Raw genomic sequence first — 22,917 nt, 5'->3', positions numbered from 1 at the left:
TTTGGTGCAACCCGAGTTTTCGAAAGGATTTCAGCATGGCCACCGTCAAGGTCGACAAGGGCAATTTCCAGGCCGATGTGCTCAATGCCAAGGAGCCGGTCGTGGTGGATTTCTGGGCCGAGTGGTGCGGTCCGTGCAAGATGATCGCCCCGGCGTTGGAAGACATCGCCAAGGAGCTCGGCTCGAAGGTGAAGGTCGCCAAGCTCAACATCGACGAGAATCCCGAGTTGGCCGCGCAGTACGGCGTGCGCTCGATCCCGACGCTGATGATCTTCAAGGGCGGCGAAGTGGCCGACATGAAGGTTGGTGCGGCGCCCAAGACCGCGCTGTCGCACTGGATCAATGGCAACCTCGCCTGAGCCATGCGCAAGTTTTTTGAGATCAAGCCCGGCCAATCGCGCCGGGCTTTTTCTTGGCGTCATGGCTGACCGCTTTCTGGCCCTGACATGCAAGCGCGCCATCTCCTTTGCTAGCGGAAAAGGGAGATCGCCATGACCGGAACAGCCAAGGCCACCGTCTTCGTCGACAATGAGCGGGTGATCGTCACCGAGTATCGCTTTGCGCCGGGCGCCAACACCGGCTGGCATCGCCACGGCCACGACTATGTCGTCGTGCCGCTGATGGACGGCAAGGTGAAGCTGGTGACCAAGGACGGCGAATCCTTCGCCGAGATGAAGCAAGGCGCGCCTTATTTCCGCAGGGAAGGCGTCGAGCACGATGTCATCAACGCCAATGACGGCGAATACGCCTTCATCGAGATCGAGCTGAAGTGAGATGGCGAGCCATCAACTGCCATCTTGATGGCAGCTTCTGACCGGCTTATATTCCTCCTAAACGGAGGGGCCATATGGCCGAACCACAGCTCTCAGTCCGTAGCGCAAAAGCACGGGATCTCGCGCATCGACTTGCTCGTCGCGAAAATCGCTCCATAGCCGATATCGTCGAACGCGCGCTCGAATCCTACGAGATTCGTGAAGCGGGACGCGAACCCGCATCCAGCTTCTATGCCCGCCTGGCGGCGAGCAGTGGCACCGACATCGATCTGGAAAAAATTATCCGCGAAGGCCGCCAGGTTCATACGGGACCTGAGCTTTGATCTTCGTCGACACCAACGTGATTTCGGAGACTCTTAAGAAGGTCCCTAACCCAGCCGTTCTGGCTTGGCTTGTCCAGAACGATGCCGAATTGGCCCTTCCCACAGTGGCGATTGGTGAAATCGCTTTCGGCATCGAAAAGATACGACCTGATGAACGCGCCGGTCGCCTGGAGCAAGGGCTTTCTCAGTGGCGCCACCGCTTTGCCGACCGTATTTTTGGACTGACGGAAGAGGCTGCGCTGGCTTATGGCGAGATCCTGGGGACCGCCTGGCGCCAAGGCCGTGGCATGTCGGCTCCCGACGGCATGATTGCGGCGATCGCACGCGTCAACGGTGGTCGGCTGGCAACACGCAATCTGACCGACTTTGGCTCCGCCGGTCTTGACCTGATTTCACCGTGGGATTTCTGAGTCGCCTCTTGGCATCGCCATGGTTACGACTATGTCGTCGTGCCGCTGATGGACGGCAAGGTGAAGCTGGTGACCAAGGACGGCGAATCCTTCGCGAAAATGAAGCAAGGCGCCCCCTACTTCCGCAGGGAAGGCGTCGCGCGCGACGTCATCAACGCCAATGACGGCGAATACGCCTTCATCGAGATCAAGCTGAAGTAGTAGGCGGCACGGCCGCTGGCAGTGGGCCAGTTTGAATTTTAGAGCGATTGCCTGTGGCCCCCATTGCGCAACACGAGAAATGCCGCTGAATATGCGGGCATGAGCACCCCATTGGATCCCGACGACCCGAAAGACGCATGGCAGTTGCGCTTTTCGACGACTGTCTACAATTTCGGCGTCGCCTTACGTGAGCTGCACGACAGCAATCCTTGGCCTGAACTGCCCTTGCTGCCTCATGCCATGAATTGCCTGATGACCGAACTATGGGATCATTACTTTAGCCAGACGGAAATACGCGAGGCTTTCGAGGCCGCGATAGCAGACATGCCGAGCTACGCGGGCGGCGACGAGATCAGGCCGTAGCAGACGCTGGTGTCCACCGATTCACTACCCGGTCACCAGTCGGCGACGCGATCGCCGCCGATGAATTGCGCGCTTTTGGCAGTGTATTCGAACAGCTCGATCCTGACGCCGTTGGGGTCTTTGATCCAGGCCTGCCAGGTGTCGTCGCAAGCGAGCTTCTTCGCCGTGACCTCGACTCCATTCGACCGGATATGGGCGATCGCCGCGTCCATGTCTTCCACCTCCAGGCAGAAGTGGTTGATCTGGTTCGCCTCGCTGTAGCGGGCCTCGCTCTTCTCGAACACCTCGACATGGCTGCGGCCGCCGCAATCGAGATAGAAACCGAAGATCTTGCCGTCGCGCAGGAAATTGAACCGCGTGTCCATGCCGAGCACATTCCGGTAGAAACCGCGCGTCGCCTCCAGGTCATGCGCGAAGATGCAGACATGGGCCAGCTGCTTCACCTTGATCACGATTGCTCCTCGCGACTGCCTCGGCGCTATCAGGTCGGCGGCGTGCCGTTCTCGTCCAGCACAGCGCCGGCGAAATAGAGAGAGCCGCCGATGAGAATGCGCGGCGCCGGACCGTCCCAGCTGTCGCGCAACAGCATCAGCGCATCGGCGACGGAGTTGACCGGCTCGGCCGACAGGCCGGCCTCGGTGGCGCGCAGCGCGAGCTCGTCATTCGGCACGCCGGCATCGCTCTTGCTCACCGGCACGGTGTAGACATGGCGGGCAAGCCCCTTGAAGGCGCTGAAATAGCCGGTCTGGTCCTTGGTGTTGATCATGCCGGAGACGAGGATCAGCGGGCGCGGGTTCTTTTCCTCCTGCTCGGCCAGCGCTTCGGCGATGACGACGCCGGCGCCCGGATTGTGCCCGCCGTCGAGCCAGATCTCGGCGCCTTTTGGGGCAAGGTCAACCAGCCTGCCCTGCGTCAGCTTCTGCATCCGGGCCGGCCAGGCGGCACTGGTCATCGCTTTTTCGGCGGCGCGATGGCTTATCTCGAAGCCGGCGGCCTTGACCGCGGCGATCGCCGCGGCGGCATTGGCGAACTGATGCCGACCGGGCAGGCGCGGCAGCGGCAGGTCCATCAGGCCGTCCTCGTCCTGATAGACCATGCGGCCGTTCTCCTCGAAGGCGAGGAAATCCTGGCCGTAGACGACGGTCGGGCAATCCAGCCGCTCGGCAGTCTCGATCAGCACCTCAAGCGCGGTCTCGCTTTCCTGCGCGCCGATCACCACCGGGCAGCCGCGCTTCATGATGCCGGCCTTTTCGGCCGCGATCAGCTCAACGCGGTCGCCGAGATAGGCTTCGTGATCCATCGACACCGGCATGATCACCGAGACCGCAGGCCGCGAGATGACATTGGTGGCATCGAAGCGGCCGCCGAGCCCGACCTCGATGATCGCCGCCTCCGCCGGATGCTCGAAAAACAGGATGAAGGTGACGGCGGTGAGAATCTCGAAGACGGTGATCTTCTGGCCCTGATTGGCCTTGGCGACGCGCGCGATGGCCTCGGCAAAGACATCGTCGTCGACCAGCTTGCCGCCGCCCTCGGCCGCCAGCCGATAGCGCTCGTGCCAGTTCACCAGATGCGGCGAGGTGTGGACGTGGACGAGGTGACCAGCCGCCTCCAGCAACGCCCGCGAGAAGGCGGCGCAGGAGCCCTTGCCGTTGGTGCCGGCGATGTGGATGACCGGCGGCAGCCGGTCCTGCGGGTTGCCGAGACGCTCGAGCAGGCGAGAGATGCGGTCCAGCGAAAGGTCGAAACCTTTCGGATGGAGCGTCATCAGATGTTCGATTTCACGATCGGCGGCGAGCGTTGTCATGGCGGAATCCTAGAGCATTTGCGGCGAAAGAACAGGATCGCCTTCGATGCTTTTCGTTCGTGCGCATTTGCGGACGCAGAACCGCTGCGCACTTTTGCTGGAATTGCTCTGCATGACCCTGAAACCGAAATCGGGTTCGGAAGATATCATGCGCAAATAGCTACTGCGCAGCGCAGCTGGCGCAATCGCGGTCGGCGGCAAACGATGTCGCGTCAGGCCTGCGGCCGGGATTCAGCGTTGACGACCGCCGGCGGCAGGATCTCAGGCTCCAATGGCTTCTCGGCCACTGGGGTCTTGAGCAGCATCTTCAACAATCGTGCGATGGTCGGGCGCATCTCCAGACGCGAGACCACCATGTCGACCATGCCGTGTTCCATCAGATATTCGGCGCGCTGGAAGCCATCGGGAAGCTTCTCGCGGATCGTCTGCTCGATGACGCGCGGCCCGGCGAAGCCGATCAGCGCGCCGGGCTCGGCGATGTGGACGTCGCCCAGCATGGCATAGGACGCGGTCACGCCCCCGGTGGTCGGGTTGGTCAGCACCACGATATAGGGCAGGCCGGCTTCCTTCAGCCGGTCGACGCCGACTGTCGTCCGCGGCAACTGCATCAGCGACAGAATGCCCTCCTGCATGCGGGCGCCGCCCGAGGCGGCGAACAGGATCAGCGGCCGCCTGCGCTGCAAAGCGACCTCGAAGGCATGCACGATGGCCTCGCCCGCGGCCATGCCGAGCGAGCCGCCCATGAAGGCGAAATCCTGCACGGTAACCACCACCGGCAGGCCTTCGATGGTGCCGACTGCATTGAGGATCGCGTCCTCAAGGCTTGTCTTGGCCTTCGCCTCTTTCAGACGATCCGTGTAGCGCTTCTCATCGCGGAACTTCAGCGGATCCTGGACGACCTTGGGGTTTTCGAGCGTCTCGTATTTGCCGTCGTCGAAGAAGTATTTCAGCCGCTCCTTGGCCGAGATCTTCATATGGTGGCCGGAAGACGGGATAACGAACTGGTTGGATTCGAGGTCCTTGTGGAAGATCATCTCGCCAGTCTCGGGATCCTTGATCCAGAGATTTTCCGGCATGTCGGTGCGCCGCCCGAGCATCGAATTGATCTTCGGGCGAACGTAATTGGTGATCCAGTTCATCGCTTCCGCTCCTGTCCCGACGAAGAGACGTTCAGCAATTCCAGGAAAAGTGTGTGGCGGTTTTCCGTCCGGAATTGCGTAAAAACAAATAGTCAGACTATTCGGCGGCAGCAAGGCGGGCCGAGCGGACGCCCTGGGCAAGCCCGCTGACCAGCGTGGCGACCGCTTCGGCCGGATCGGCGGTCTTCTCACCCTTGGGTCCGAGCACATTGGCCACCGCGTTGACGATCGCCGTGCCGACGACGACGCCGTCGGCCGAGGCGCCGATGGTGCGCGCCTGCTCGGCGGTCTTCACACCGAAGCCGACGCAGACCGGCAGTGCGGTGTGGCCCTTGATGCGCTTGACCGCCGCCGACACCTTGGCCGTGTCGGCCAAGGCCGAGCCGGTGATGCCCGTCATCGACACGTAGTAGACGAAGCCGGAGGTGTTCTCGAGCACCTTCGGAAGGCGCTTGTCGTCGGTGGTCGGCGTCGCCAGGCGGATGAAGTTGATGCCAGCCTTGAGCGCCGGGATGCAGAGCTCCTCGTCCATTTCCGGCGGCAGGTCGACGACGATCAGGCCGTCGATGCCGCTCGCCTTGGCATCGGCGAGGAAGCGATCGACGCCGTAAATGTAGATCGGGTTGTAGTAACCCATCAGCACGATCGGCGTTTCGTCGTCGCCGGCGCGGAATTCGGACGCCATCTTCAGCGTCTTGACCAGCGTCTGGCCGCCTTTCAGCGCCCTGAGACCCGCCGCCTGGATGGCCGGGCCGTCGGCCATCGGATCGGAGAACGGCATGCCGAGCTCGATGACATCGCTGCCGGCGCCGGGAAGCGCCTTCATAATAGCGAGCGAAGTGTCGTAATCCGGATCGCCGCCCATGAAATAGGTGACCAAAGCCGGACGGCCCTCGGATTTGAGCTTCGCCATGCGGCGGTCAATGCGGGTCGTCATTGTCAGATCTCCATGCCCAGCATCTTGGCCACCGTGTGCACGTCCTTGTCGCCGCGGCCGGACAAATTGACGATGACGATCTGGTCCTTGTCCATTGTCGGCACGATTTTCATCGCATGCGCGATGGCGTGCGCCGATTCCAGCGCCGGGATGATGCCCTCGACGCGGGTCGTCAGCTGGAAGGCCTCCAGCGCCTCGTCGTCGAGGATCGGCTCATATTCGACGCGGCCGCTATCGCGCAGCCAGGCATGCTCGGGCCCGACGCCCGGATAATCGAGACCGGCCGAGATCGAATGGCCGTCGAGGATCTGGCCGTCCGCGTTCTGCAAGAGATAGGTGCGGTTGCCGTGCAGCACACCCGGCGCGCCGGCATTCATCGAGGCGCAGTGCTCGACGCCGTCGAGGCCGCGCCCGCCGGCCTCGATGCCGATGATGCGCACATCCTTGTCGTCGAGGAAGGGGTGGAACAGGCCGATGGCGTTGGAGCCGCCGCCGACGGCGGCGATGATGACGTCGGGCAGTCGGCCTTCCTGCTCCAGTATCTGGGCGCGCGCTTCCGTGCCGATCACCGACTGGAAGTCGCGCACCAGCTCCGGATAGGGATGCGGGCCGGCGGCGGTGCCGATCAGGTAATAGGTGTCCTCGACATTGGTGACCCAGTCACGCAGCGCCTCGTTCATGGCGTCCTTCAGCGTGCCGTGGCCGGCGGTGACCGGCCGCACCTCGGCCCCGAGCAGCTTCATGCGAAAGACGTTCGGGCTCTGGCGGGCGACGTCGGTGGCGCCCATGTAGACCACGCAAGGATAGCCGAAGCGCGCAGCGACCGTGGCGGAAGCGACGCCATGCTGGCCGGCACCGGTCTCGGCGATGATGCGCTTCTTGCCCATGCGCTTGGCGAGCAGGATCTGGCCGAGGCAATTGTTGATCTTGTGCGAGCCGGTGTGGTTCAGGTCCTCGCGCTTGAAATAGACCTTGGCGCCACCCCCGAGGCCTTTCGCCGAGGAAACTTCACGAAGATGCCTTGTCAGGCCTTCGGCGAAATAGAGCTTCGACGGCCGCCCGGCATAATGGGTCGAAAGGTTCTCCAGCTCCGCCTTGAACTCGGGATCGCTCTTGGCCTTGTTCCACTGTTGCTCGAGATCGAGGATCAGCGGCATCAGCGTCTCGGCGACGAAGCGGCCGCCGAAAATGCCGAACATGCCCTGCTCGTCGGGCCCGGTGCGGAAGGAATTGGGCATAGCCGGCTTGTTCATCGCCGATCTCCTGAGTCTTTACTTCTGAGCATGTCCTTATCGGAAAACCGGTTCCCACTTATCCGGACATGCTCGGGTTTTGAAAACTTCCTCAGGCGGCGCGGTCGTCGCGCGCGGCCCTGACGGCCCGGAAAAACTGCTCGATCAGCGCCGGATCCTTGATGCCCGGAGCGCTCTCCACGCCGGAGGAGATGTCTATTCCGGGCGGATTGGCCAGTCTGAGGGCATCACCGACATTGGCGGCGTTGAGCCCTCCGGAAAGCATGTAATCGAGGCCGGCGTCAAGGCCGGCAAGGATGCGCCAGTCGAAGGCGACGCCGTTGCCGCCCGGCAACTGCGATCCCTTGGGGGGCTTGGCGTCGAACATCAAGCGGTCGGCAATGCCGACATAGGGCTTTATCCGCTCGAGATCCGCGGCTTCGCTGACCGACAGCACCTTCATCGCCGGCAGGCCGTAGCGGGTCTTGAGCCCGGCCACCCGCGCCGGCGTTTCGGAACCATGCAACTGCAGCATATCCGGCTGCATCTTCGCAACAATCTCGTCGAGATAGGCATCATCGGCATCGACGGTGACGGCGACCGCCTTGGCCTTGCCGATGGCCGCCTGGCGCAGACCGCCGGCCTCGGCCGGATCGACGAAGCGCGGGCTTTTGGCAAAGAAGATGAAGCCGACATGGCTGGCCCCGCCGGCAAGGGCAGCGGCCATCGCGGCGTCGGTCTTCAATCCGCAGATCTTGATGTCGAGCGTCATGGCGCGGGATTGGCACGAAACGGCCGAAGAGTCGAGAAAAAGCATGCCGTTGCCGGGCGAACGGAAAGCGCTACCTTTCGAATAGGGACACAGGCGGGAGCAGGAAGATCATGACCGACAGGACCATCGCCGAACTCAGGCAGAAGATCGCGCAGGCGCGCGAGGTGATCGCGCATCTGATGGACAAGTCCGCTTTCAACGGCGCCGAGGCGCACCGGGCGCTCGACTATTTCGGCAGCGACGCCTTCGACCGGAATTTTTTGCCGTGGCCGCATGCGAGCGAGGAAGGGCTACGGCCGGAGGAACTCAACGCGGCGAATGACGATTGAGCGGTTTTGGTGGGCCGCCAGCCATACGGCGCCACGGCGATGCCTACTCAAACACGATCGCCTGCAGCGCGCCGCCGTTGCGCTTCAGCCAGTCCTTGCAGCGGTCGGTATCGGGGCAGAGCTTTTCGCACAGCTTCCAGAATTTCGGGCCGTGGTTCATCTCTTTCAGATGCGCGACCTCATGCGCCACCAGGTAATTGATGACCGGCGGCGGCGCCATCATGATGCGCCACGAGAAGGAGAGATTGCCCTCCGAGGTGCATGACCCCCAGCGGCTGGAGGTATCCTTGTAGCGGATCGCCTTGGCGCGCTTGCCGATCGCCTCGGTGTGCTTGACCACCAGCTTCTCGATCTCGCGCCTGGCCTCGCGTTTCAGGTAATCGGCGATGCGGCGCGGCAGGTGGACGCGCTCGCCATGGACAATGAGCAGCGGGCCGCGCTCGTCGCGCGCGATGGTGACGGTGCCGCGTTTGGCCGGCTCATGGACAATGCGGTGCGGCACGCCGCGGATCGGGATCTTGATGCCGGGCCGCACCTGCGGGCGCATCGGCACCTTGGCCAGGCGCTGCTCCAGCCAGTCCTGATGGCGGTCGAGGAACTTCTCCACCTCGCCGCGACGCAGGCCGGGCGGCACGGTTATGCGCAACCCCTGGCCGCCGGTATCGATACGCAGTGTCAACCGCCGAGCCCTCGCGCTCTCGACGATTTTGAGCGGCAGGGTGCGGCCGGCGACGCAATGCTCGCGCTCGACGACGGGCTTGGGTTCTGGCTTGGTCAGATTGCGAAAGAAGCCGAGGGTCATGGCTGGACGATACGCGATTCGAGAAAAACGACCAGTGGAGTGAGGCTACATGGAGAACAAAAAAGAAACGGCGCCGCTCGCGCGACGCCGCATGTCGGGCCCAGCCTTATGATTGGGGCTCAGTCGTCAAGGAGGTTCGACCCCTTGCCGCGCTTCGGCCCCGTCGCTCCGGTCGGACCACTCGTCGTGGTCGGCGCGGTCCGCTTGTTGCGCTCGGCCATGAAGCGGTCGAACTCTTCCTGGTCCTTGGCACGGCGCAACTCGCGGGCATACTCGTCGAACTCGTTCAGCATCTCGTCGAGCTTGCGGCGCTCCTCGGCGAGGCGCTCGAGTTCCTTCTCGCGCCAGTCGTCGAAAGCGACGTTGCCGGTGCGGGACGAGCCATGGCCCCAGCGGGCGGCCTTCTCCGAGCCGCGGCGGCAGCCGGCGAAGATGCCGTCGGTGGCGCGGTTGACATCGCGCTTGAACCCTTCGAGCCGGTCGCCCCAGATGATGTAGGCGAGCATGGCGAAGCCGAGCGGCCAGAACACCATGAAGCCGATCACCATCAGCGCGATGGTCGCCGGCGTCCAGGCCGGACGGATCAATGCACTTGTGTTCATTTTCTCCCAATCCTTCCGTTGGAGACAGCCAAACCGGCTGCGTGGAATCGAAATGGGAAGGCGAAATCGGCGATTCAAGGCAAATCCGGCCAAAACCGGCGAAAGGCCTGAAATGATTATCGCTTTTTGAGTTTCTCGAGGAAAAGCACTGACATTCCGGCGACCAGCCCCCAAAAAGCCGCGCCGACGCCGAACAAGGTGAGCCCCGAAGCGGTCACCGCAAAGGTGACCGTGGCCGGCATGCGCTCGCCCGCGTCGTGAAGCGCGATCGACAGTGCGTTGGCTAAAGGCGCCATCAGCGCCAGGCCGGCGACCAGCACGATCAGGCTCTGCGGCAGGACGGCGAAGATCGCCACCAGCGAAGCGCCGAAGATGGCGAAGACCAGATAGGCGAGCGCATAGAACGGCCCGGTCTTCCAGCGCTCGGCGAGATCCGGATGGACATCCGGGCCGGTGCAGATCGCCGCCGAGATCGCCGCCAGATTGGTCGTCGAGGCGCCGAACGGCGCCGAAAGCAGCGAGAAAAGGCCGGTGACGCCGATCAGCGGGCCAGGTTCCGGGTGGTAGCCGGCGGCTTTCAGCACCGCGAGACCGGAGAGGTTCTGCGAGGCCATGGTGACGAGGTAGAGCGGCAAGGCCAGGCCGATGATCGCCGAAACGGTGAAATGCGGCGCAATCAGCGTCAGTGTCGACAGTTCCGGCGCCGGCAGGCCGCCGACACGGCCGGTGAGGAAGGCGGCAAGGCCGCCGCCGATCAACACGACGAGGACCGAAACCGCCGGGTTGAACAGCCGGATGACGAAGAAGGCGGCGATCAGCGGCAGGATCAGCCACGGATCGGCGGGAATGGCCTTGACCGCGTTGATGGCGAAGCCGACCAGGATGCCGGCCAGCATGCCGGACGCCACCGAGGCCGGAATCTGCGCGATCAGCCGGGTCAACGGCTTGAACAGGCCGGTGGCGATCAAAAGGATGCCGGTAACGATGAAGGCGCCGACGGCTTGCGCCATGGTGAAGCCGCTGGAGGCCGCGATCAGCGCTAGGCCCGGCGTCGACCAGGCGGTGATGACCGGCATTTTCGTGCGCCAGGACAGCCACAGGCATTCGATGGCCATGGCCAGGCAGATCGCCGTCACCCCGCTCGCGGTCTCGATCTGGGTGGCGCCGATCGCCTTGGCGGCGGCAATGACGATGGCCAGCGTGCCGCCAAAGCCGACGATGGCGGCAACGAAGGCGGATATCGGGATGGAAATGCGCATGCTTACGAAACCCGCTGGATCAGGTCGCCGACGGCGCGCTTGAGCATGTCGAGATCCTCCGGGCGGGAGAGGCGATGATCGCCGTCGGGAATCAAAGACAGCGTGACGTCATCGGCCGGCAGCAGTGCGGCGAGCTTCAGCGCATGGCCGGACGGGACGTCCGGATCAGCCAGGCCCTGCAGGATATGCACCGGGCAATGAGTGTCGATCGGCCCGGTCATCACTCGGTTCGCGCGGCCGTCCTCGATCAGCGCGCGCGTGTAGATATAGGGCTCGGCGGAATAGTCGGAGGGTTCCTCGAAGAATCCCTTTTTCGAAAGGTCGCGCTTCTGCGCCTTGGTCAGCACCGGCTCGATCAGCTCGACGGTGAAGTCGGGCGCCGGCGCAAGCAGCACTAGGCCGGCGATGCGGTCGTCACCGGCCTTGCGCAACTCCTGCACCATGCGCAGCGCAATCCACGCTCCCATGGAGGAGCCGACCAGGATCTGCTTGCCCTTGCTGAAGCGGTCAAAGACGGCGAGGCTCTCGGCCAGCCATTTCGAGATCGTGCCCTTGGCGAATTCGCCGCCCGATTCGCCGTGGCCGGAATAGTCGTGGCGCAGATAGGCCCGGCCTTCGCGGCTCGCCCAGGCCGACAGCGCCTCGGCCTTGGTGCCCAGCATGTCGGACTTGTAACCGCCCAGCCAGACGATGCCCGGCGCTGAGCCCGGCGCCTGCCTGACAGCGATCTGCGTTCCGTCCACGTCGATGAAAACTGGTGCGCTGGCGTTCATGACCTCGTCCTTCCCGCCGGTCTTTTGACACATCCGGCGGTTCGCGGAAAAGTGCTCGCACCTTTTCTTTGCTTGGTGCAGGCAATCGCAAGCTTGGAGGTGATTTCCTGGCGGGGCTGTGCTATTGACTCCGGCCGCGCGCTCACCACATAGGCGCGTCCACCTATTTGAATCTAAAGAACCTTGAACGAAACGGCCGAGGAGACCACGACCATTCGCAGACCTTTCAAAGCAGCGGCACCCACCAAGGACGGTCCGCGCTCCAATCGAGACATCCGGGTGCCCCGGGTCCAGCTTATCGACGCCGACGGCCAGAACCGCGGCGATGTTTCCATCAACGACGCGCTGCTGCTGGCCGAAGAGGCCGGGCTCGATCTCGTCGAGATATCGCCCAACGCGCAGCCACCCGTCGTCAAGATCCTCGATCTCGGCAAGCTGAAATACGCCAATCAGAAGAAGGCGGCCGAGGCGCGCAAGAACCAGAAGGTCATCGAGATCAAGGAGATCAAGATGCGCCCGAACATCGACAGCCATGACTACGAGACCAAGATGAAGGCCGTGCGGCGCTTCTTCGAGGAAGGCGACAAGGTCAAGCTGACGCTGCGCTTCCGCGGCCGCGAGATGGCGCACATGGAGCTCGGCATGCAGCTCCTGAACAAGGTGCGCGAGGAAGTCGCGCCGATCGCCAAGGTCGAGGCCGAGCCGAAGCTCGAAGGCCGCCAGATGATGATGGTGCTGGCGCCCCGCTGACGGTGCGCCTCACGTTTCCTTTCCGTCCTGGAGCCATTTCGGCGCGACCGCCGCAAACTGTCGCGTCGATCACGGTTTCGAGAAAGAGAATTGACCGGCGGGCGCTGCTTGGTGCTCCAAAATCCGCCTGAATTGCCGCGCACCGCGTCCCGACGATCGGCGGGGCGCCTGTTTTTCTATCCGATCGCCGGCTACTCGATGATCGAGTCCTCGATCGCGAGCCCATTCGACGATCGGGTTTTCCCGATCGCGAGCAAAACACGACGATCGGATTGGCCATGGTCGATGAAACGAAGATCCCGACCGACAACCAGATAGAAGGGTTGGGCGGCTATCAGTATATGCGCCGCATCGTGCTGGCCGTGCTCATCGTGGTGCTGTTTGCGGCACTCTTGTTCGGCCAGTCGACGTTCCCTCCCGAGACGCCCGTGCACGAGACGATCGAGATGTTCGGCGTGCTCCTGATCTTTCTCGGCATCGTCGGGCGCCTGTGGTCGACGCTCTATATCGGCGGCCGCAAATCCTCCGAAGTGGTCACCGGCGGGCCCTATTCGATCACCCGCAATCCGCTCTATTTGTTCTCGACCGTGGCGGCAGCCGGCGTGGGCGCGCAGATCGGCTCGTTTTCCGGCATCATCCTCTTCGCGGTCCTTTGCGCCGGCGCGTTCCACATCGTCATCCTGCGCGAGGAGCGCTATCTCAAGGAAGTGCTCGGCGCTCCCTACAAAGCTTATCTGGCGCGGGTGCCGCGCTTCTTTCCGAAACTCTCACTCTATCAGGAAGGCGACACTGGCAGCTTCAAGCCGCGTCTGCTCTTGAACACGCTGCTCGACGGACTGGTGTTCCTGGTGGCGCTGCCGGCCTTCGAACTGATCGACGGCGCGCAGCAGTCGGGCGTGCTGCCGGTGTGGTTCACGCTGCCCTGAACGGGACAGCGCGTCGCATGGCGTGAGGTGTTGCGCCCGCGCCATCTTTGATCTATAGGACCGCCGTTCCAAGAAAACCGCCCGGCAGGGCATGCCGTGGCGGTTTCATTTGCTTTTCGGGCTTTGGTCGGCCCGAAGCGAGAAAAGAAGCGCGATGGTGCGCCACAATACGGAGTAGCAAAATGCCCAAGATGAAGACCAAATCGGCCGCCAAGAAGCGGTTCAAGATTACCGCCACCGGCAAGGTGTTGTCGGCTGCCGCCGGCAAGCGCCACGGCATGATCAAGCGTTCCAACAAGTTCATTCGCGATGCCCGCGGCACGATGGTTCTGGCTGAACCGGACGGCAAGAAGGTCATCAAGAATTTTCTGCCGAACGGCCTCTAAGCATTTCGGTCCGGAACAGCGTTTTAAGGAGATCATGACATGGCACGCGTAAAGAGAGGCGTTACCGCCCACGCCAAGCACAAGAAGGTCCTGAAAGCCGCCAAGGGCTTCTACGGCCGTCGCAAGAACACCATCCGCATCGCCAAGCAGGCGGTGGAGAAGTCGCTGCAGTACGCCTATCGCGACCGCAAGAACCGCAAGCGCTCGTTCCGCGCGCTGTGGATCCAGCGTATCAACGCGGCGGTGCATGAGCACGGCCTGACCTATGGCCGTTTCATCGACGGCCTGAACAAGGCCGGCATCGAGATCGACCGCAAGGTCCTTTCGGACATGGCCATCCACGAGCCGCAGGCTTTCGCAGCGCTTGTGGCCAAGGCCAAGGTCGCGCTCGAATATTTGAAGAACACCACGCCGAATGCTTTTGAGAGCGCTGTCGCCTAAGCCAGCGCTTCCCAAGCATTCGCTATTCTGATTTGGGGAACCCGCGCTGGCACGGCTGGCGCGGGTTTTTCTTGTGCCTGATGCAAACAAATTGGTGACGCACCGGACCCCCGGTGGTTGCCCGATCGAGAGAGTTTCGCCGTGAACGCCACCGCTGGAAATTTTGAAACCCTTGAAGCTTCTTTGATGGCCGACATCGCGGCCGCGGCCGACGAGCAGGCCATCGAGGCTGTGCGCGTCTCGGCGCTGGGCAAGAAGGGCTCGGTCTCCGAGATGCTGAAGACGCTCGGCGCCATGAGCGCCGAGGAGCGGCAGGTCAAGGGCCCGGCGATCAATGGGCTGAAGAACCGCGTCACCGAGGCACTCACTGCGCGCAAGGCGGAACTGAAGGATGTGGCGATCGCCGCCCGGCTCGCCGCCGAGACCGTCGACGTGACGCTGCCGGTGCGCCAGTCGCCGGCCGAGCGCGGCCGCATCCATCCGATCAGCCAGGTGATCGACGAAATAGCGGCGATCTTTGGCGACCTTGGCTTCGCGATCGCCGAAGGTCCGGACATCGAGACCGACTATTACAATTTCACCGCGCTCAACTTCCCTGAGGGACATCCGGCGCGCGAGATGCACGACACCTTCTTCTTCCAGCCGGACGAGAAGGGCGAGCGCAAGCTTTTGCGCACGCACACCTCGCCCGTGCAGATCCGCACCATGGAGCAGCAGAAGCCGCCGATCCGCATCGTCATCCCCGGCAAGACCTACCGGCAGGATTCGGACGCCACGCACTCGCCGATGTTCCATCAGGTCGAGGGGCTGGTGATCGACAGATCAGCCAACATCGCCAACATGAAGTGGGTGCTGGAGGAATTCTGCAAGGCCTTCTTTGAAGTGCCGAGCGTCAAAATGCGCTTCCGGCCGTCCTTCTTCCCGTTCACCGAGCCCAGCCTCGAGGTCGACATCCAGTGCGACCGCTCGCGGCCGGGCGAAGTGCGTTTCGGCGAAGGCTCCGACTGGATGGAGATCCTGGGCTGCGGCATGGTGCATCCCAACGTGCTGCGTCACGGCGGGCTCGATCCCGACGAATACCAGGGCTTTGCCTGGGGCATGGGCATCGACCGCATCGCCATGCTGAAATACGGCATGCCGGACCTGCGCGCCTTCTTTGACGCCGACGTGCGCTGGCTGTCGCATTACGGCTTCCGGCCGCTCGACATGCCGACGCTGTTCGGAGGCCTTTCCACATGACCGCTCCCCACACCGGGGGCTGCCGCTGCGGTGCGGTGCGGTTCGAGGCGTCAGCCGAGCCGCACCACATCAGCTATTGCCATTGCGGCGATTGCCGGCGCGCCAGCGGGGCGCCGGTGTCGGCCTTCATCGGCTTCACGGCCGACCAGATCGCGCTCGAAGGCAAGTCGCTGAAGAGCTACCGCAACGGCCCGGTGGCGCGCTCGTTCTGCGGCATCTGCGGCTCGCCGATCGCCTATAGCGACGAGCGGTTGACCGGCCATATTTACTTCACGCTCGGCGCCATGGATATGCCCGCCTATTTCAGGCCGGCGCTGCATGCGCATGTGCGCGAGCAGCTTCCTTTCCTGCATATGCCGGACGACTTGCCACGCCATCTCAGAACCAGCGTGCCCAGACCGGACGGGCAAAGACCAGACGGAACAAAGTCATGAAATTCACCCTCTCCTGGCTCAAGGACCATCTCGAGACCGACGCCTCGCTTGCCGAGATCGTCGAGCGGCTGACGGCGATCGGCCTCGAAGTCGAACATGTCGACGACAAGGCGGGCCTAAAACCCTTCGTCATCGCCAAGGTACTGACGGCTGTACAGCATCCCGACGCCGACCGGCTGCGCGTGCTTGGCGTCGATACCGGCGACGGCAAGCCGCCGGTGCAGGTGGTGTGCGGGGCGCCCAACGCCCGCGCCGGCCTGATCGGCGCCTTTGCAGCGCCCGGGACCTATATTCCCGGCATCGACGTGACGCTATCCGTCGGCAAGATCCGCGGCGTCGAGAGCCATGGCATGATGTGCTCCGAACGCGAGCTGCAGCTTTCGGACGAGCATACCGGCATCATCGACCTGCCCGAAGACGCACCGGTCGGCACCAGCTTCGCCGCTTACGCGCTTCTCGACGATCCGGTCATCGAGATCAACCTGACGCCGAACCGCCCCGATGCCACCAGCGTCTACGGCATCGCGCGCGATCTCGCGGCGAGCGGCCTCGGCCGGCTCACCGGCGGCGCGATCATGCCGCATGCTGGCGACGGCATGTGCCCGGTGAAGGTCAAGATCGAGGCGCCGGAACTCTGCCCCGGCTTCGCGCTGACGCTGGTGAAGGGCGTCAAGAACGGCCCGTCGCCGAAATGGCTGCAGCAGCGGCTGATCGGCATCGGGCTTCGGCCGATCAGCGCCCTGGTCGACATCACCAACTACGTCACCTTCGACCGCGGCCGGCCGCTGCATGTGTTCGACGCGAAGAAGGTCACCGGCAACCTTGTGGTGCGCCGCGCCAGGGACGGCGAAAAGGTGCTGGCGCTCGACGGGCGCGAATACACGCTGACGCCGGAGATGTGCGTGATCGCCGACGACAACGGCGTCGAATCGATCGCCGGCATCATGGGCGGCGAGCATTCGGGCTGCGACGAAAACACCACCGACGTGTTGATCGAGTCGGCGCTCTGGGACCCGATCACGACGGCCCGCACCGGCCGCACGCTCGGCATCATCAGCGATGCGCGGTACCGCTTCGAGCGCGGCGTCGATCCTGAGTTCATGGTGCCCGGCGTCGAGCTGGCGACCAAGCTGGTGCTGGAATTCTGCGGCGGCACGCCGACGGAAATCGAGGTGGCGGGCTATGCCGGCCACAAGCCGAAGATCATTTCCTTCCCGCTGTCGGAAGTGAAGCGGCTGACCGGCATCGAGGTGCCGAAGGAAGAAGCGCTCGGCATCCTGACCCGCCTCGGCTTCGAGCCGCAGGGTTCAGGTGAGGTCGTCAAGGTGGAGGTGCCATCCTGGCGGCCGGATGTCGACGGCAAGGCCGACCTTGTCGAAGAGGTGATGCGCATCCACGGCGTCGACAACATCGCGCCGCAGCCGCTGACCTCGCATGACGCCGTCAACGGCAGGATCCTGACCACGCTTCAGATCCGCACCCGGTCCGCCAAGCGCGCGCTCGCCGTGCGCGGCATGATGGAGGCGGTCACCTGGTCGTTCATCCCGGCAAAGCACGCCGAGCTGTTCGGCGGCGGCCAGAACGGGCTAAAACTCGCCAATCCGATCGCCGCCGACATGTCCGACATGCGGCCTTCGCTACTGCCCGGGCTGATCAGCGCCGCCCAGCGCAATGCCGACAAGGGCATAGGCGACGTGGCGCTGTTCGAGGTATCCGGCACCTATGAGGGCGACTTGGCCGACCAGCAGCGGCGCGTCGCCGCCGGCGTGCGGCGGGGCACCGCCAAGCTCGACGGCTCGGGCCGCAGCTGGGCCGGCAATGCCGGGCCGGTCGGCGTGTTCGACGCCAAGGCGGACGCGATCGCGGCGCTCGAAGCCTGCGGCGCGCCGGTCGACCGGCTGCAGATCGAGCCCGGCGGCCCGGCCTGGTATCATCCCGGACGCTCCGGCACGATCAAGCTCGGGCCGAAGACCGTGCTCGGCACTTTCGGCGAGTTCCATCCGAAGACGCTCGAAGCGCTTGACGTTGCCGGACCGATCTGCGGCTTCGAGGTCTATGTCGATGCCGTGCCGGAGCCGAAGGCCAAGCCGACGCGCACCAAGCCGAAGCTGGAGCTTTCGCCCTTCCAGGCGGTGAAGCGCGACTTCGCCTTCGTCGTCGACAGGACGGTCGAGGCCGGCACGTTGATGCGCGCCGCTCTAGCCGCCGACAAGAAGCTGGTCACCGGCGTTTCGGTGTTCGACGTCTTCGAGGGCGCCTCGCTGGGTGCGGCCAAGAAGTCGATCGCCATCGAAGTGTCGATCCAGCCGGTCGAGAAGACGCTGACCGACGAGGATTTCGAGGCGCTGGCCAAACGCATCGTCGAGAGCGTCAACAAGCAGACGGGCGGCGTGCTCAGAACGTGAGGCATTGCGGAACGATGGCGAATCGCCCTCCAAAGGGCGATGCACCATCTCCGCTATTCGGGCCTGCCTTTCGAAGAACAACGCGCGGCCTTTCTCGAAATCGTCGCGGCGGACCCGCTGCTTGCCAAAACACTGGCGCGGGTGCGTGAACTGGCGCTGCCGGGCTGGCTGGTGGTTTCCGGCGCGCTCTACAACAGCGTCTGGAACCACCTGACGGGCAGGCCGCCGGGCTACGGCATCAAGGATGTCGACCTGTTCTATTTCGACGGCACCGATCTCTCCTACGAGGCCGAGGACGCGGTCATCCGCCGGGCGGCGCAGCATTTCGAGGGCTTGCCGCTGCCGGTCGAGGTGCGTAACCAGGCACGCGTGCATCTATGGTATCCGGCGAAGTTCGGGCAGGCATGCCCGCGCTACGCGAGCGCGAGTGAATCCGTCGGCTATTTCGCCTCGAAGACGCATGCGGTGGGAGTGCGGTTTGATGCAGACGGGGCGTTGGAGCTGGTGGCGCCGTTCGGGCTGGATGACCTTTTTTCATTCCGCATCACACCGAACCGGGTGCTGGATAATCGGCGGACGCATGAGGCGAAGGGGGCGCGTGCAAAGGAGACCTGGCCCGAGATTAGCGTGGTGCGTTGGTGAAGGATTGAAATCTCGGCGCGAGGCACCCCGCTCTGCCCTGCCGGTCATCTCCCCCGCAAGGGGGGAGGTTGGCGGCTTCGTCGGCGGCACCCGTCTTGCAGCGTTGGCGATTGGCGAAAGCAAGGGCGACATCTGATCTCCCCCCTTGCGGGGGAGATGTCCGGCAGGACAGAGGGGGGTGCCTCGCGCCTACCTCTCAACAGATGGGGCGCTGAGCGCCGGGCCGCGCCGAAGCGCCCCTTTTTTCACTCACCCGTTCACCAGCGCCAGCAATTCCTCCGGGTAGCGCTTGCCGACCACCTTGTCGGGCGACAGCGCATCACCGATCGCCGCCACTTCTGCGGCGCTGAGCTCGATCGCGGCGGCCGCCGTGTTCTGCTCCAGGTGGCGGATCTTGCGTGCGCCGGGGATCGGCACGATGAAATCGCCCTGGTGCAGCACCCAGGCGAGCGCGAGCTGCGCGGAGGTCACGCCTTTCTCGGCCGCCAGCTTCTCCAGCATGGCGATGACGGCGTTGTTGGCTTCCATGGCTTCGGCCTGGAAGCGCGGCAGAGTCAGGCGCCAGTCGCCGGCACCGAGCGCGTCGGGCTTGCCGAGCGTGCCGGTGAGCAGGCCGCGGCCGAGCGGGCTGTAGGGGACAAAGCCGATGCCGAGCTCGCGGCAGACGGCGAAGACCTCGTCCTCGGGGTCGCGGCTCCACAGCGAATATTCGCTCTGCACGGCGGCGATCGGGTGCACGGCATGCGCCCGACGCAGCGTCGCGCCGCTCACTTCCGACAGACCCAGCGCCCGCACCTTGCCCTCGCGCACCAGCTCGGCCATGGCGCCGACGGTGTCCTCGATCGGCACGTTCGGGTCGACACGGTGCTGATAATAGAGATCGATGACGTCTGTGTTCAAGCGCTTCAGCGAGGCTTCCGCCACCGCCCTGACGTGCTCGGGGCGGCTGTCGACGCCGATCATGCGGTCGATGCCCGAACCGTGCTCGGATATCTTGAAGCCGAATTTGGTGGCGATCGTCACCTTCTCACGCACAGGCTTCAGCGCCTTGCCGAGCAGGATCTCGTTCTCATAGGGGCCATAAACTTCGGCCGTGTCGAAGAAGGTGACGCCGATCTCGACGGCGCGGCGCAGCGTGGCTATCGCCTCGGCCTCCGGCTGGCCGCCATAGACAAAACTCATGCCCATGCAGCCGAGGCCGACGGGGAAGACTTCAAGTTCGGTTCCAAGCTTGCGGGTTTGCATGGCGCATCTCCTTGTTGCGATGGAGATGAAATAGCGCCTGGACCTCCGTTCGATAATCATGTCTCTTTCGCACAGCTCGCTCTATAAGATAGATCAATGAACCGGACGAACCTTTCCCAGCTGGCCGTTCTCGCCGCGGTCGCGCAAAGCGCCAGCTTTCGCGGCGCTGCCCGCGAGCTCGGCATCGCGCCATCGGCGGTCAGCCATGCGGTGGCGAGCCTGGAGGCGCGGCTCGGCGTGCGGCTTCTGGCGCGCAGCACGCGCAGTGTCGCCCCAACCGAGGAAGGGGCGCAGCTGTTGGAGCGCTTGCGGCCGGCATTGTCCGAGATCGACCTGGCGCTGGAAACGGCGGTCGAGGCGCGCGACCGGCCGGCGGGCAATCTGCGGCTGACCGTGCCGCGCACGGCCGCGCATCTGGTGCTGACGCCACGGCTCGCCGCCTTTGCCGCCGCCTATCCCGAGATCGTGCTGGAGCTCGTCATCGAGGACCGCTTCACCGACGTGGTCGAAGGCGGCTTCGACGCCGGCGTGCGGCTCGGCGAAAGCCTGCAGCGCGACATGATCGCGGTGCGCATCGGGCCGAACATCCGCGGTGCGGTGGTCGGCGCGCCGTCCTACTTCGCGACGAAGCCGAAACCGCGCCATCCGCGCGAGCTCGCCGACCATCGCTGCATCCGCTTCCGCTTCTCCAGCGGCGTCCTTTACCGCTGGGAATTCGAGAAGGAAGGCGAGGAGATCGAAATCGCCGCGCAAGGGCCGCTGATCCTCGACGAGGACCATCTGATCGCGCAGGCCGCCCTCGACGGCGCCGGGCTCGCCTTCGTCTTCGAGGACTATGTGAAGGCACCGCTCGCCGATGGCCGGCTGATCCGCGTGCTGGAGGACTGGTGCCCCACCTTCGACGGCTTCTTTGTCTACTACCCAAGCCGCCGCCAAATGCGGCCGGCGCTCAGGGCTTTTGTGGATTTCTTCAAGGTGAGCGGGTAGGGACGCGGCGGAACGTTAATAGAAAACCTATCAGACCTCGGTGCCGCCCCTCATCTGCCTGCCGGCATCTTCTCCCCGTAAGTGACGGGGAGAAGGGGCTGGCCGCGACCTCACCGCTCTCCTGCAACGATGGCGATTGGCGAAATCGTCGATGATCGAGTCTTTCTCCCCGTCACTATACGGGGAGAAATGCCCGGCAGGGCAATGAGGGGCGGCGCCGGCGTCTGGGATTGTGCCTAAAGAATAACACAGGGCGCCTCGGAAGAAAGCTGAACTCGACAGCGTTCGCCTCCCATGCAGCCCCTTACCAACACCGCCACCCGCTATGGCTGGGCGATGATCATCCTTCACTGGCTGATCGGCATCATCTTCATCGGTCAGTTCGTGCTCGGCTTCGTGATGATGCGGATCGACAGCCAGAGGATGTCCTTCGAGCTGATCCAGCTGCATAAGTCCTTCGGCGTCCTGCTGCTTGGGCTGGTCATCCTGCGCATCGCCTGGCGTGTCGGCAATGCGGCGCCAGCGCTCCCGCCTTCGGTCGGAACAGTGGAGCGCAAGGCAGCGCCGCTGGCGCATTTTGCGCTCTATGCCTTGCAGGTCGGCCTGCCGCTCTCCGGCTGGGCGCTGGTCTCGGTCTCGACGCTGGAAATCCCGACCATGCCGTTCAACCAGTTTGTCATGCCCGACCTGCCGCTCGCCGAATCCGACGCCGCGGAAAGCTTCTGGTCGGCTGCGCATTGGTATCTCGCCTACGCCGGCATGGCGCTGGTCGCTTTGCATATCCTTGCTGCGATGCGCCACCATTTCCTGCTGCGCGACAGCGTGCTCACGCGCATAATCACGCCTTCGTCAGCCCGGGAATAGGGCCGGCCGCCCGTTCGTTGGTGGCGGGAAGACAGCAATGCGCTGGCTCAGGATAGGACAGATTTCCATGCATGCGCGCATCCTCGGATTGGCGGCCTTTGCCGCTTGCCTTGCCGTGCCCGTTTACGCCGCGGTGGCGCTCAGCGACGCCGCCGGCAGCTATACGATCAGCCCGGCGGGCTCCAGCATCCGCTTCACCATCGGCAAGGCCGGCGGCGGCGGCTTCGACGGCGCCTTCGGCCGCTTCAAGGGCACGATCCGCATCGACAATGCCGATGTCGGGCGCTCGAAGGTCGACCTCACCATCTATCCCGAAAGTGTCGGCACCGGACAGGGCCGCATCGACGCCTTCCTGCGTTCCGACGCCGTGTTCGACAGCGCCAACAATCCGGAGATTCAGTTCCGCTCGACAAGCGTGACCCGCACCGGCGACACGACAGCCGTGGTCGCCGGCCGGCTGACGGCGCGCGGCAAGACGTTTTCGGAAAAGTTCACGGCCGAGCTCGATGGGCTGAAGTCAGGAACCATCAAGTTCCATGTTACCGACAAGGTGCTGAGATCGCGCTACGGCATGGATGTCGGCACGCCGATTTATTCCAACGTCGTCGACTTCGACATGACGCTGACGGGGAGAAGGGGTTGAGCACAGCCTCTTTCCTCGCCCCCGCAACGCGGGGGAGAGGTGGCTCGGGCGAAGCCCGAGACGGAGCGGGCGACGCCGTTGGCGACGGCAGAGCCCTTTGAGAGCTGGGTGCCATGAAGCGACGCCTACGGACGCTGATCGGCGAACGCCAGCTCCCTACGAAGGCCCCTCTCCGTCCCGACTTCGCCGGGCCACCTCTCCCCACTTCGTGGGGCGAGGAAAGGAGCGTATGC

Annotated in this window: 29 protein-coding genes; 18 read left to right on the top strand and 11 right to left on the bottom strand. The window is 64.1% G+C overall.

The genetic code is table 11. The features are described 5' to 3' along the window. Window positions 1-35: 35 nt before the first annotated feature. From trxA to CK220_RS05920, 6 genes are all read left to right on the top strand, one after another. On the top strand, window positions 36-359 hold the full coding sequence (gene trxA, locus CK220_RS05945; RefSeq protein ID WP_095810623.1) for a thioredoxin: 324 nt from the start codon (window positions 36-38) through the stop codon (window positions 357-359). A gap of 132 nt (window positions 360-491) precedes the next feature. Continuing rightward, on the top strand, window positions 492-773 hold the full coding sequence (locus CK220_RS05940) for a cupin domain-containing protein (protein WP_095810622.1): 282 nt from the start codon (window positions 492-494) through the stop codon (window positions 771-773). Window positions 774-847: 74 nt separating this feature from the next. Further along, entirely contained in the window at window positions 848-1,096 is a 249-nt protein-coding gene (locus CK220_RS05935) for a type II toxin-antitoxin system VapB family antitoxin (protein ID WP_095810621.1), read from the top strand. Beyond that, window positions 1,093-1,506, top strand: coding sequence for a type II toxin-antitoxin system VapC family toxin (locus CK220_RS05930; protein ID WP_095810620.1), 414 nt, complete (start codon window positions 1,093-1,095; stop codon window positions 1,504-1,506). Before CK220_RS05935 ends, CK220_RS05930 begins: the two co-directional genes overlap by 4 nt. 39 nt (window positions 1,507-1,545) lie before the next feature. Beyond that, window positions 1,546-1,707 (top strand): hypothetical protein, encoded by a 162-nt coding sequence (locus tag CK220_RS05925; protein ID WP_245428986.1) that lies wholly within the window; start codon window positions 1,546-1,548, stop codon window positions 1,705-1,707. A gap of 99 nt (window positions 1,708-1,806) precedes the next feature. Further along, on the top strand, window positions 1,807-2,070 hold the full coding sequence (locus CK220_RS05920) for a hypothetical protein (protein WP_095810619.1): 264 nt from the start codon (window positions 1,807-1,809) through the stop codon (window positions 2,068-2,070). 32 nt (window positions 2,071-2,102) lie between these two features. Here CK220_RS05920 and CK220_RS05915 read toward each other — a convergent pair whose 3' ends face one another. The 6 genes from CK220_RS05915 to CK220_RS05890 all read right to left on the bottom strand — a co-directional run bounded on the left by CK220_RS05915 (window position 2,103) and on the right by CK220_RS05890 (window position 7,957). Then, window positions 2,103-2,522: a VOC family protein gene (locus tag CK220_RS05915; protein WP_095810618.1), complete on the bottom strand. Its 420-nt coding sequence runs from the start codon at window positions 2,520-2,522 to the stop codon at window positions 2,103-2,105. A 29-nt stretch (window positions 2,523-2,551) separates the two neighbouring features. Then, entirely contained in the window at window positions 2,552-3,877 is a 1,326-nt protein-coding gene (locus tag CK220_RS05910; protein ID WP_095810617.1) for a folylpolyglutamate synthase/dihydrofolate synthase family protein, read from the bottom strand. A 212-nt stretch (window positions 3,878-4,089) separates the two neighbouring features. After that, window positions 4,090-5,016, bottom strand: a complete 927-nt coding sequence (gene accD, locus CK220_RS05905; protein WP_095810616.1) for an acetyl-CoA carboxylase, carboxyltransferase subunit beta — start codon at window positions 5,014-5,016, stop codon at window positions 4,090-4,092. A gap of 97 nt (window positions 5,017-5,113) precedes the next feature. Next, on the bottom strand, window positions 5,114-5,953 hold the full coding sequence (trpA, locus tag CK220_RS05900; RefSeq protein ID WP_095810615.1) for a tryptophan synthase subunit alpha: 840 nt from the start codon (window positions 5,951-5,953) through the stop codon (window positions 5,114-5,116). 2 nt (window positions 5,954-5,955) lie between these two features. Next, a complete protein-coding gene (trpB, locus tag CK220_RS05895) occupies window positions 5,956-7,206 on the bottom strand; it encodes a tryptophan synthase subunit beta (RefSeq protein WP_095810614.1) in 1,251 nt (416 codons plus the stop codon). 91 nt (window positions 7,207-7,297) lie between these two features. Further along, on the bottom strand, window positions 7,298-7,957 hold the full coding sequence (locus CK220_RS05890; protein WP_095810749.1) for a phosphoribosylanthranilate isomerase: 660 nt from the start codon (window positions 7,955-7,957) through the stop codon (window positions 7,298-7,300). 110 nt (window positions 7,958-8,067) lie between these two features. Between CK220_RS05890 and CK220_RS05885 the strand changes: the two genes are divergently transcribed. After that, window positions 8,068-8,286, top strand: a complete 219-nt coding sequence (locus CK220_RS05885) for a hypothetical protein (RefSeq protein ID WP_095810613.1) — start codon at window positions 8,068-8,070, stop codon at window positions 8,284-8,286. A 43-nt stretch (window positions 8,287-8,329) separates the two neighbouring features. Here the strand turns inward: CK220_RS05885 and CK220_RS05880 are convergent, their stop codons facing one another. The 4 genes from CK220_RS05880 to CK220_RS05865 all read right to left on the bottom strand — a co-directional run bounded on the left by CK220_RS05880 (window position 8,330) and on the right by CK220_RS05865 (window position 11,722). Next, a complete protein-coding gene (locus CK220_RS05880; RefSeq protein ID WP_095810612.1) occupies window positions 8,330-9,088 on the bottom strand; it encodes a M48 family metallopeptidase in 759 nt (252 codons plus the stop codon). A 119-nt stretch (window positions 9,089-9,207) separates the two neighbouring features. Beyond that, window positions 9,208-9,690, bottom strand: a complete 483-nt coding sequence (locus tag CK220_RS05875; RefSeq protein WP_067002952.1) for a DUF2852 domain-containing protein — start codon at window positions 9,688-9,690, stop codon at window positions 9,208-9,210. A 116-nt stretch (window positions 9,691-9,806) separates the two neighbouring features. Further along, the gene (locus CK220_RS05870; RefSeq protein WP_095810611.1) at window positions 9,807-10,949 is read right to left on the bottom strand and encodes a benzoate/H(+) symporter BenE family transporter; all 1,143 of its coding nucleotides are present in this window, start codon (window positions 10,947-10,949) and stop codon (window positions 9,807-9,809) included. A gap of 2 nt (window positions 10,950-10,951) precedes the next feature. Beyond that, window positions 10,952-11,722, bottom strand: a complete 771-nt coding sequence (locus tag CK220_RS05865) for an alpha/beta hydrolase (protein ID WP_095810748.1) — start codon at window positions 11,720-11,722, stop codon at window positions 10,952-10,954. Window positions 11,723-11,935: 213 nt separating this feature from the next. On the opposite strand from CK220_RS05865, the gene infC reads away from it, so the two are divergent. The 8 genes from infC to CK220_RS05825 all read left to right on the top strand — a co-directional run bounded on the left by infC (window position 11,936) and on the right by CK220_RS05825 (window position 18,945). Next, window positions 11,936-12,472, top strand: a complete 537-nt coding sequence (gene infC / locus CK220_RS05860) for a translation initiation factor IF-3 (protein ID WP_095810747.1) — start codon at window positions 11,936-11,938, stop codon at window positions 12,470-12,472. 278 nt (window positions 12,473-12,750) lie between these two features. After that, on the top strand, window positions 12,751-13,398 hold the full coding sequence (locus CK220_RS05855) for an isoprenylcysteine carboxylmethyltransferase family protein (RefSeq protein ID WP_067324658.1): 648 nt from the start codon (window positions 12,751-12,753) through the stop codon (window positions 13,396-13,398). Window positions 13,399-13,580: 182 nt separating this feature from the next. Beyond that, on the top strand, window positions 13,581-13,784 hold the full coding sequence (rpmI, locus tag CK220_RS05850) for a 50S ribosomal protein L35 (protein WP_027166935.1): 204 nt from the start codon (window positions 13,581-13,583) through the stop codon (window positions 13,782-13,784). A 39-nt stretch (window positions 13,785-13,823) separates the two neighbouring features. Beyond that, window positions 13,824-14,225 carry a 50S ribosomal protein L20 gene (gene rplT / locus CK220_RS05845; RefSeq protein WP_040968947.1) on the top strand — a complete coding sequence of 134 codons (402 nt, stop codon included), beginning with the start codon at window positions 13,824-13,826 and terminating at the stop codon, window positions 14,223-14,225. 186 nt (window positions 14,226-14,411) lie between these two features. Beyond that, window positions 14,412-15,464, top strand: coding sequence for a phenylalanine--tRNA ligase subunit alpha (gene pheS / locus CK220_RS05840; protein WP_245428984.1), 1,053 nt, complete (start codon window positions 14,412-14,414; stop codon window positions 15,462-15,464). Next, a complete protein-coding gene (locus CK220_RS05835; RefSeq protein WP_095810609.1) occupies window positions 15,461-15,898 on the top strand; it encodes a GFA family protein in 438 nt (145 codons plus the stop codon). The genes pheS and CK220_RS05835 overlap by 4 nt, the downstream gene beginning before the upstream one ends. Then, window positions 15,895-18,303 carry a phenylalanine--tRNA ligase subunit beta gene (gene pheT / locus CK220_RS05830; RefSeq protein ID WP_095810608.1) on the top strand — a complete coding sequence of 803 codons (2,409 nt, stop codon included), beginning with the start codon at window positions 15,895-15,897 and terminating at the stop codon, window positions 18,301-18,303. The genes CK220_RS05835 and pheT overlap by 4 nt, the downstream gene beginning before the upstream one ends. Before the next feature lie 39 nt (window positions 18,304-18,342). After that, a complete protein-coding gene (locus tag CK220_RS05825; RefSeq protein WP_095810607.1) occupies window positions 18,343-18,945 on the top strand; it encodes a nucleotidyltransferase family protein in 603 nt (200 codons plus the stop codon). Between the two features lie 249 nt (window positions 18,946-19,194). Here CK220_RS05825 and CK220_RS05815 read toward each other — a convergent pair whose 3' ends face one another. Then, window positions 19,195-20,190, bottom strand: coding sequence for an aldo/keto reductase (locus CK220_RS05815; RefSeq protein WP_095810606.1), 996 nt, complete (start codon window positions 20,188-20,190; stop codon window positions 19,195-19,197). Window positions 20,191-20,286: 96 nt separating this feature from the next. Here CK220_RS05815 and CK220_RS05810 point away from each other — a divergent pair, with 96 nt between their 5' ends. From CK220_RS05810 to CK220_RS05800, 3 genes are all read left to right on the top strand, one after another. After that, a complete protein-coding gene (locus CK220_RS05810) occupies window positions 20,287-21,177 on the top strand; it encodes a LysR family transcriptional regulator (RefSeq protein ID WP_095810605.1) in 891 nt (296 codons plus the stop codon). A 294-nt stretch (window positions 21,178-21,471) separates the two neighbouring features. Next, window positions 21,472-22,041, top strand: coding sequence for a cytochrome b (locus CK220_RS05805; RefSeq protein ID WP_095810604.1), 570 nt, complete (start codon window positions 21,472-21,474; stop codon window positions 22,039-22,041). Window positions 22,042-22,108: 67 nt separating this feature from the next. After that, window positions 22,109-22,684, top strand: a complete 576-nt coding sequence (locus CK220_RS05800) for a YceI family protein (protein ID WP_095810603.1) — start codon at window positions 22,109-22,111, stop codon at window positions 22,682-22,684. Window positions 22,685-22,917: the final 233 nt, after the last annotated feature.

This window comes from Mesorhizobium sp. WSM3860 (assembly GCF_002294995.1).
In the GTDB taxonomy this organism is placed as follows: Bacteria; Pseudomonadota; Alphaproteobacteria; order Rhizobiales; family Rhizobiaceae; genus Mesorhizobium.
Note: the sequence above shows the minus strand (reverse complement) of the source record. Positions and strands in the feature narration are given on the sequence as shown.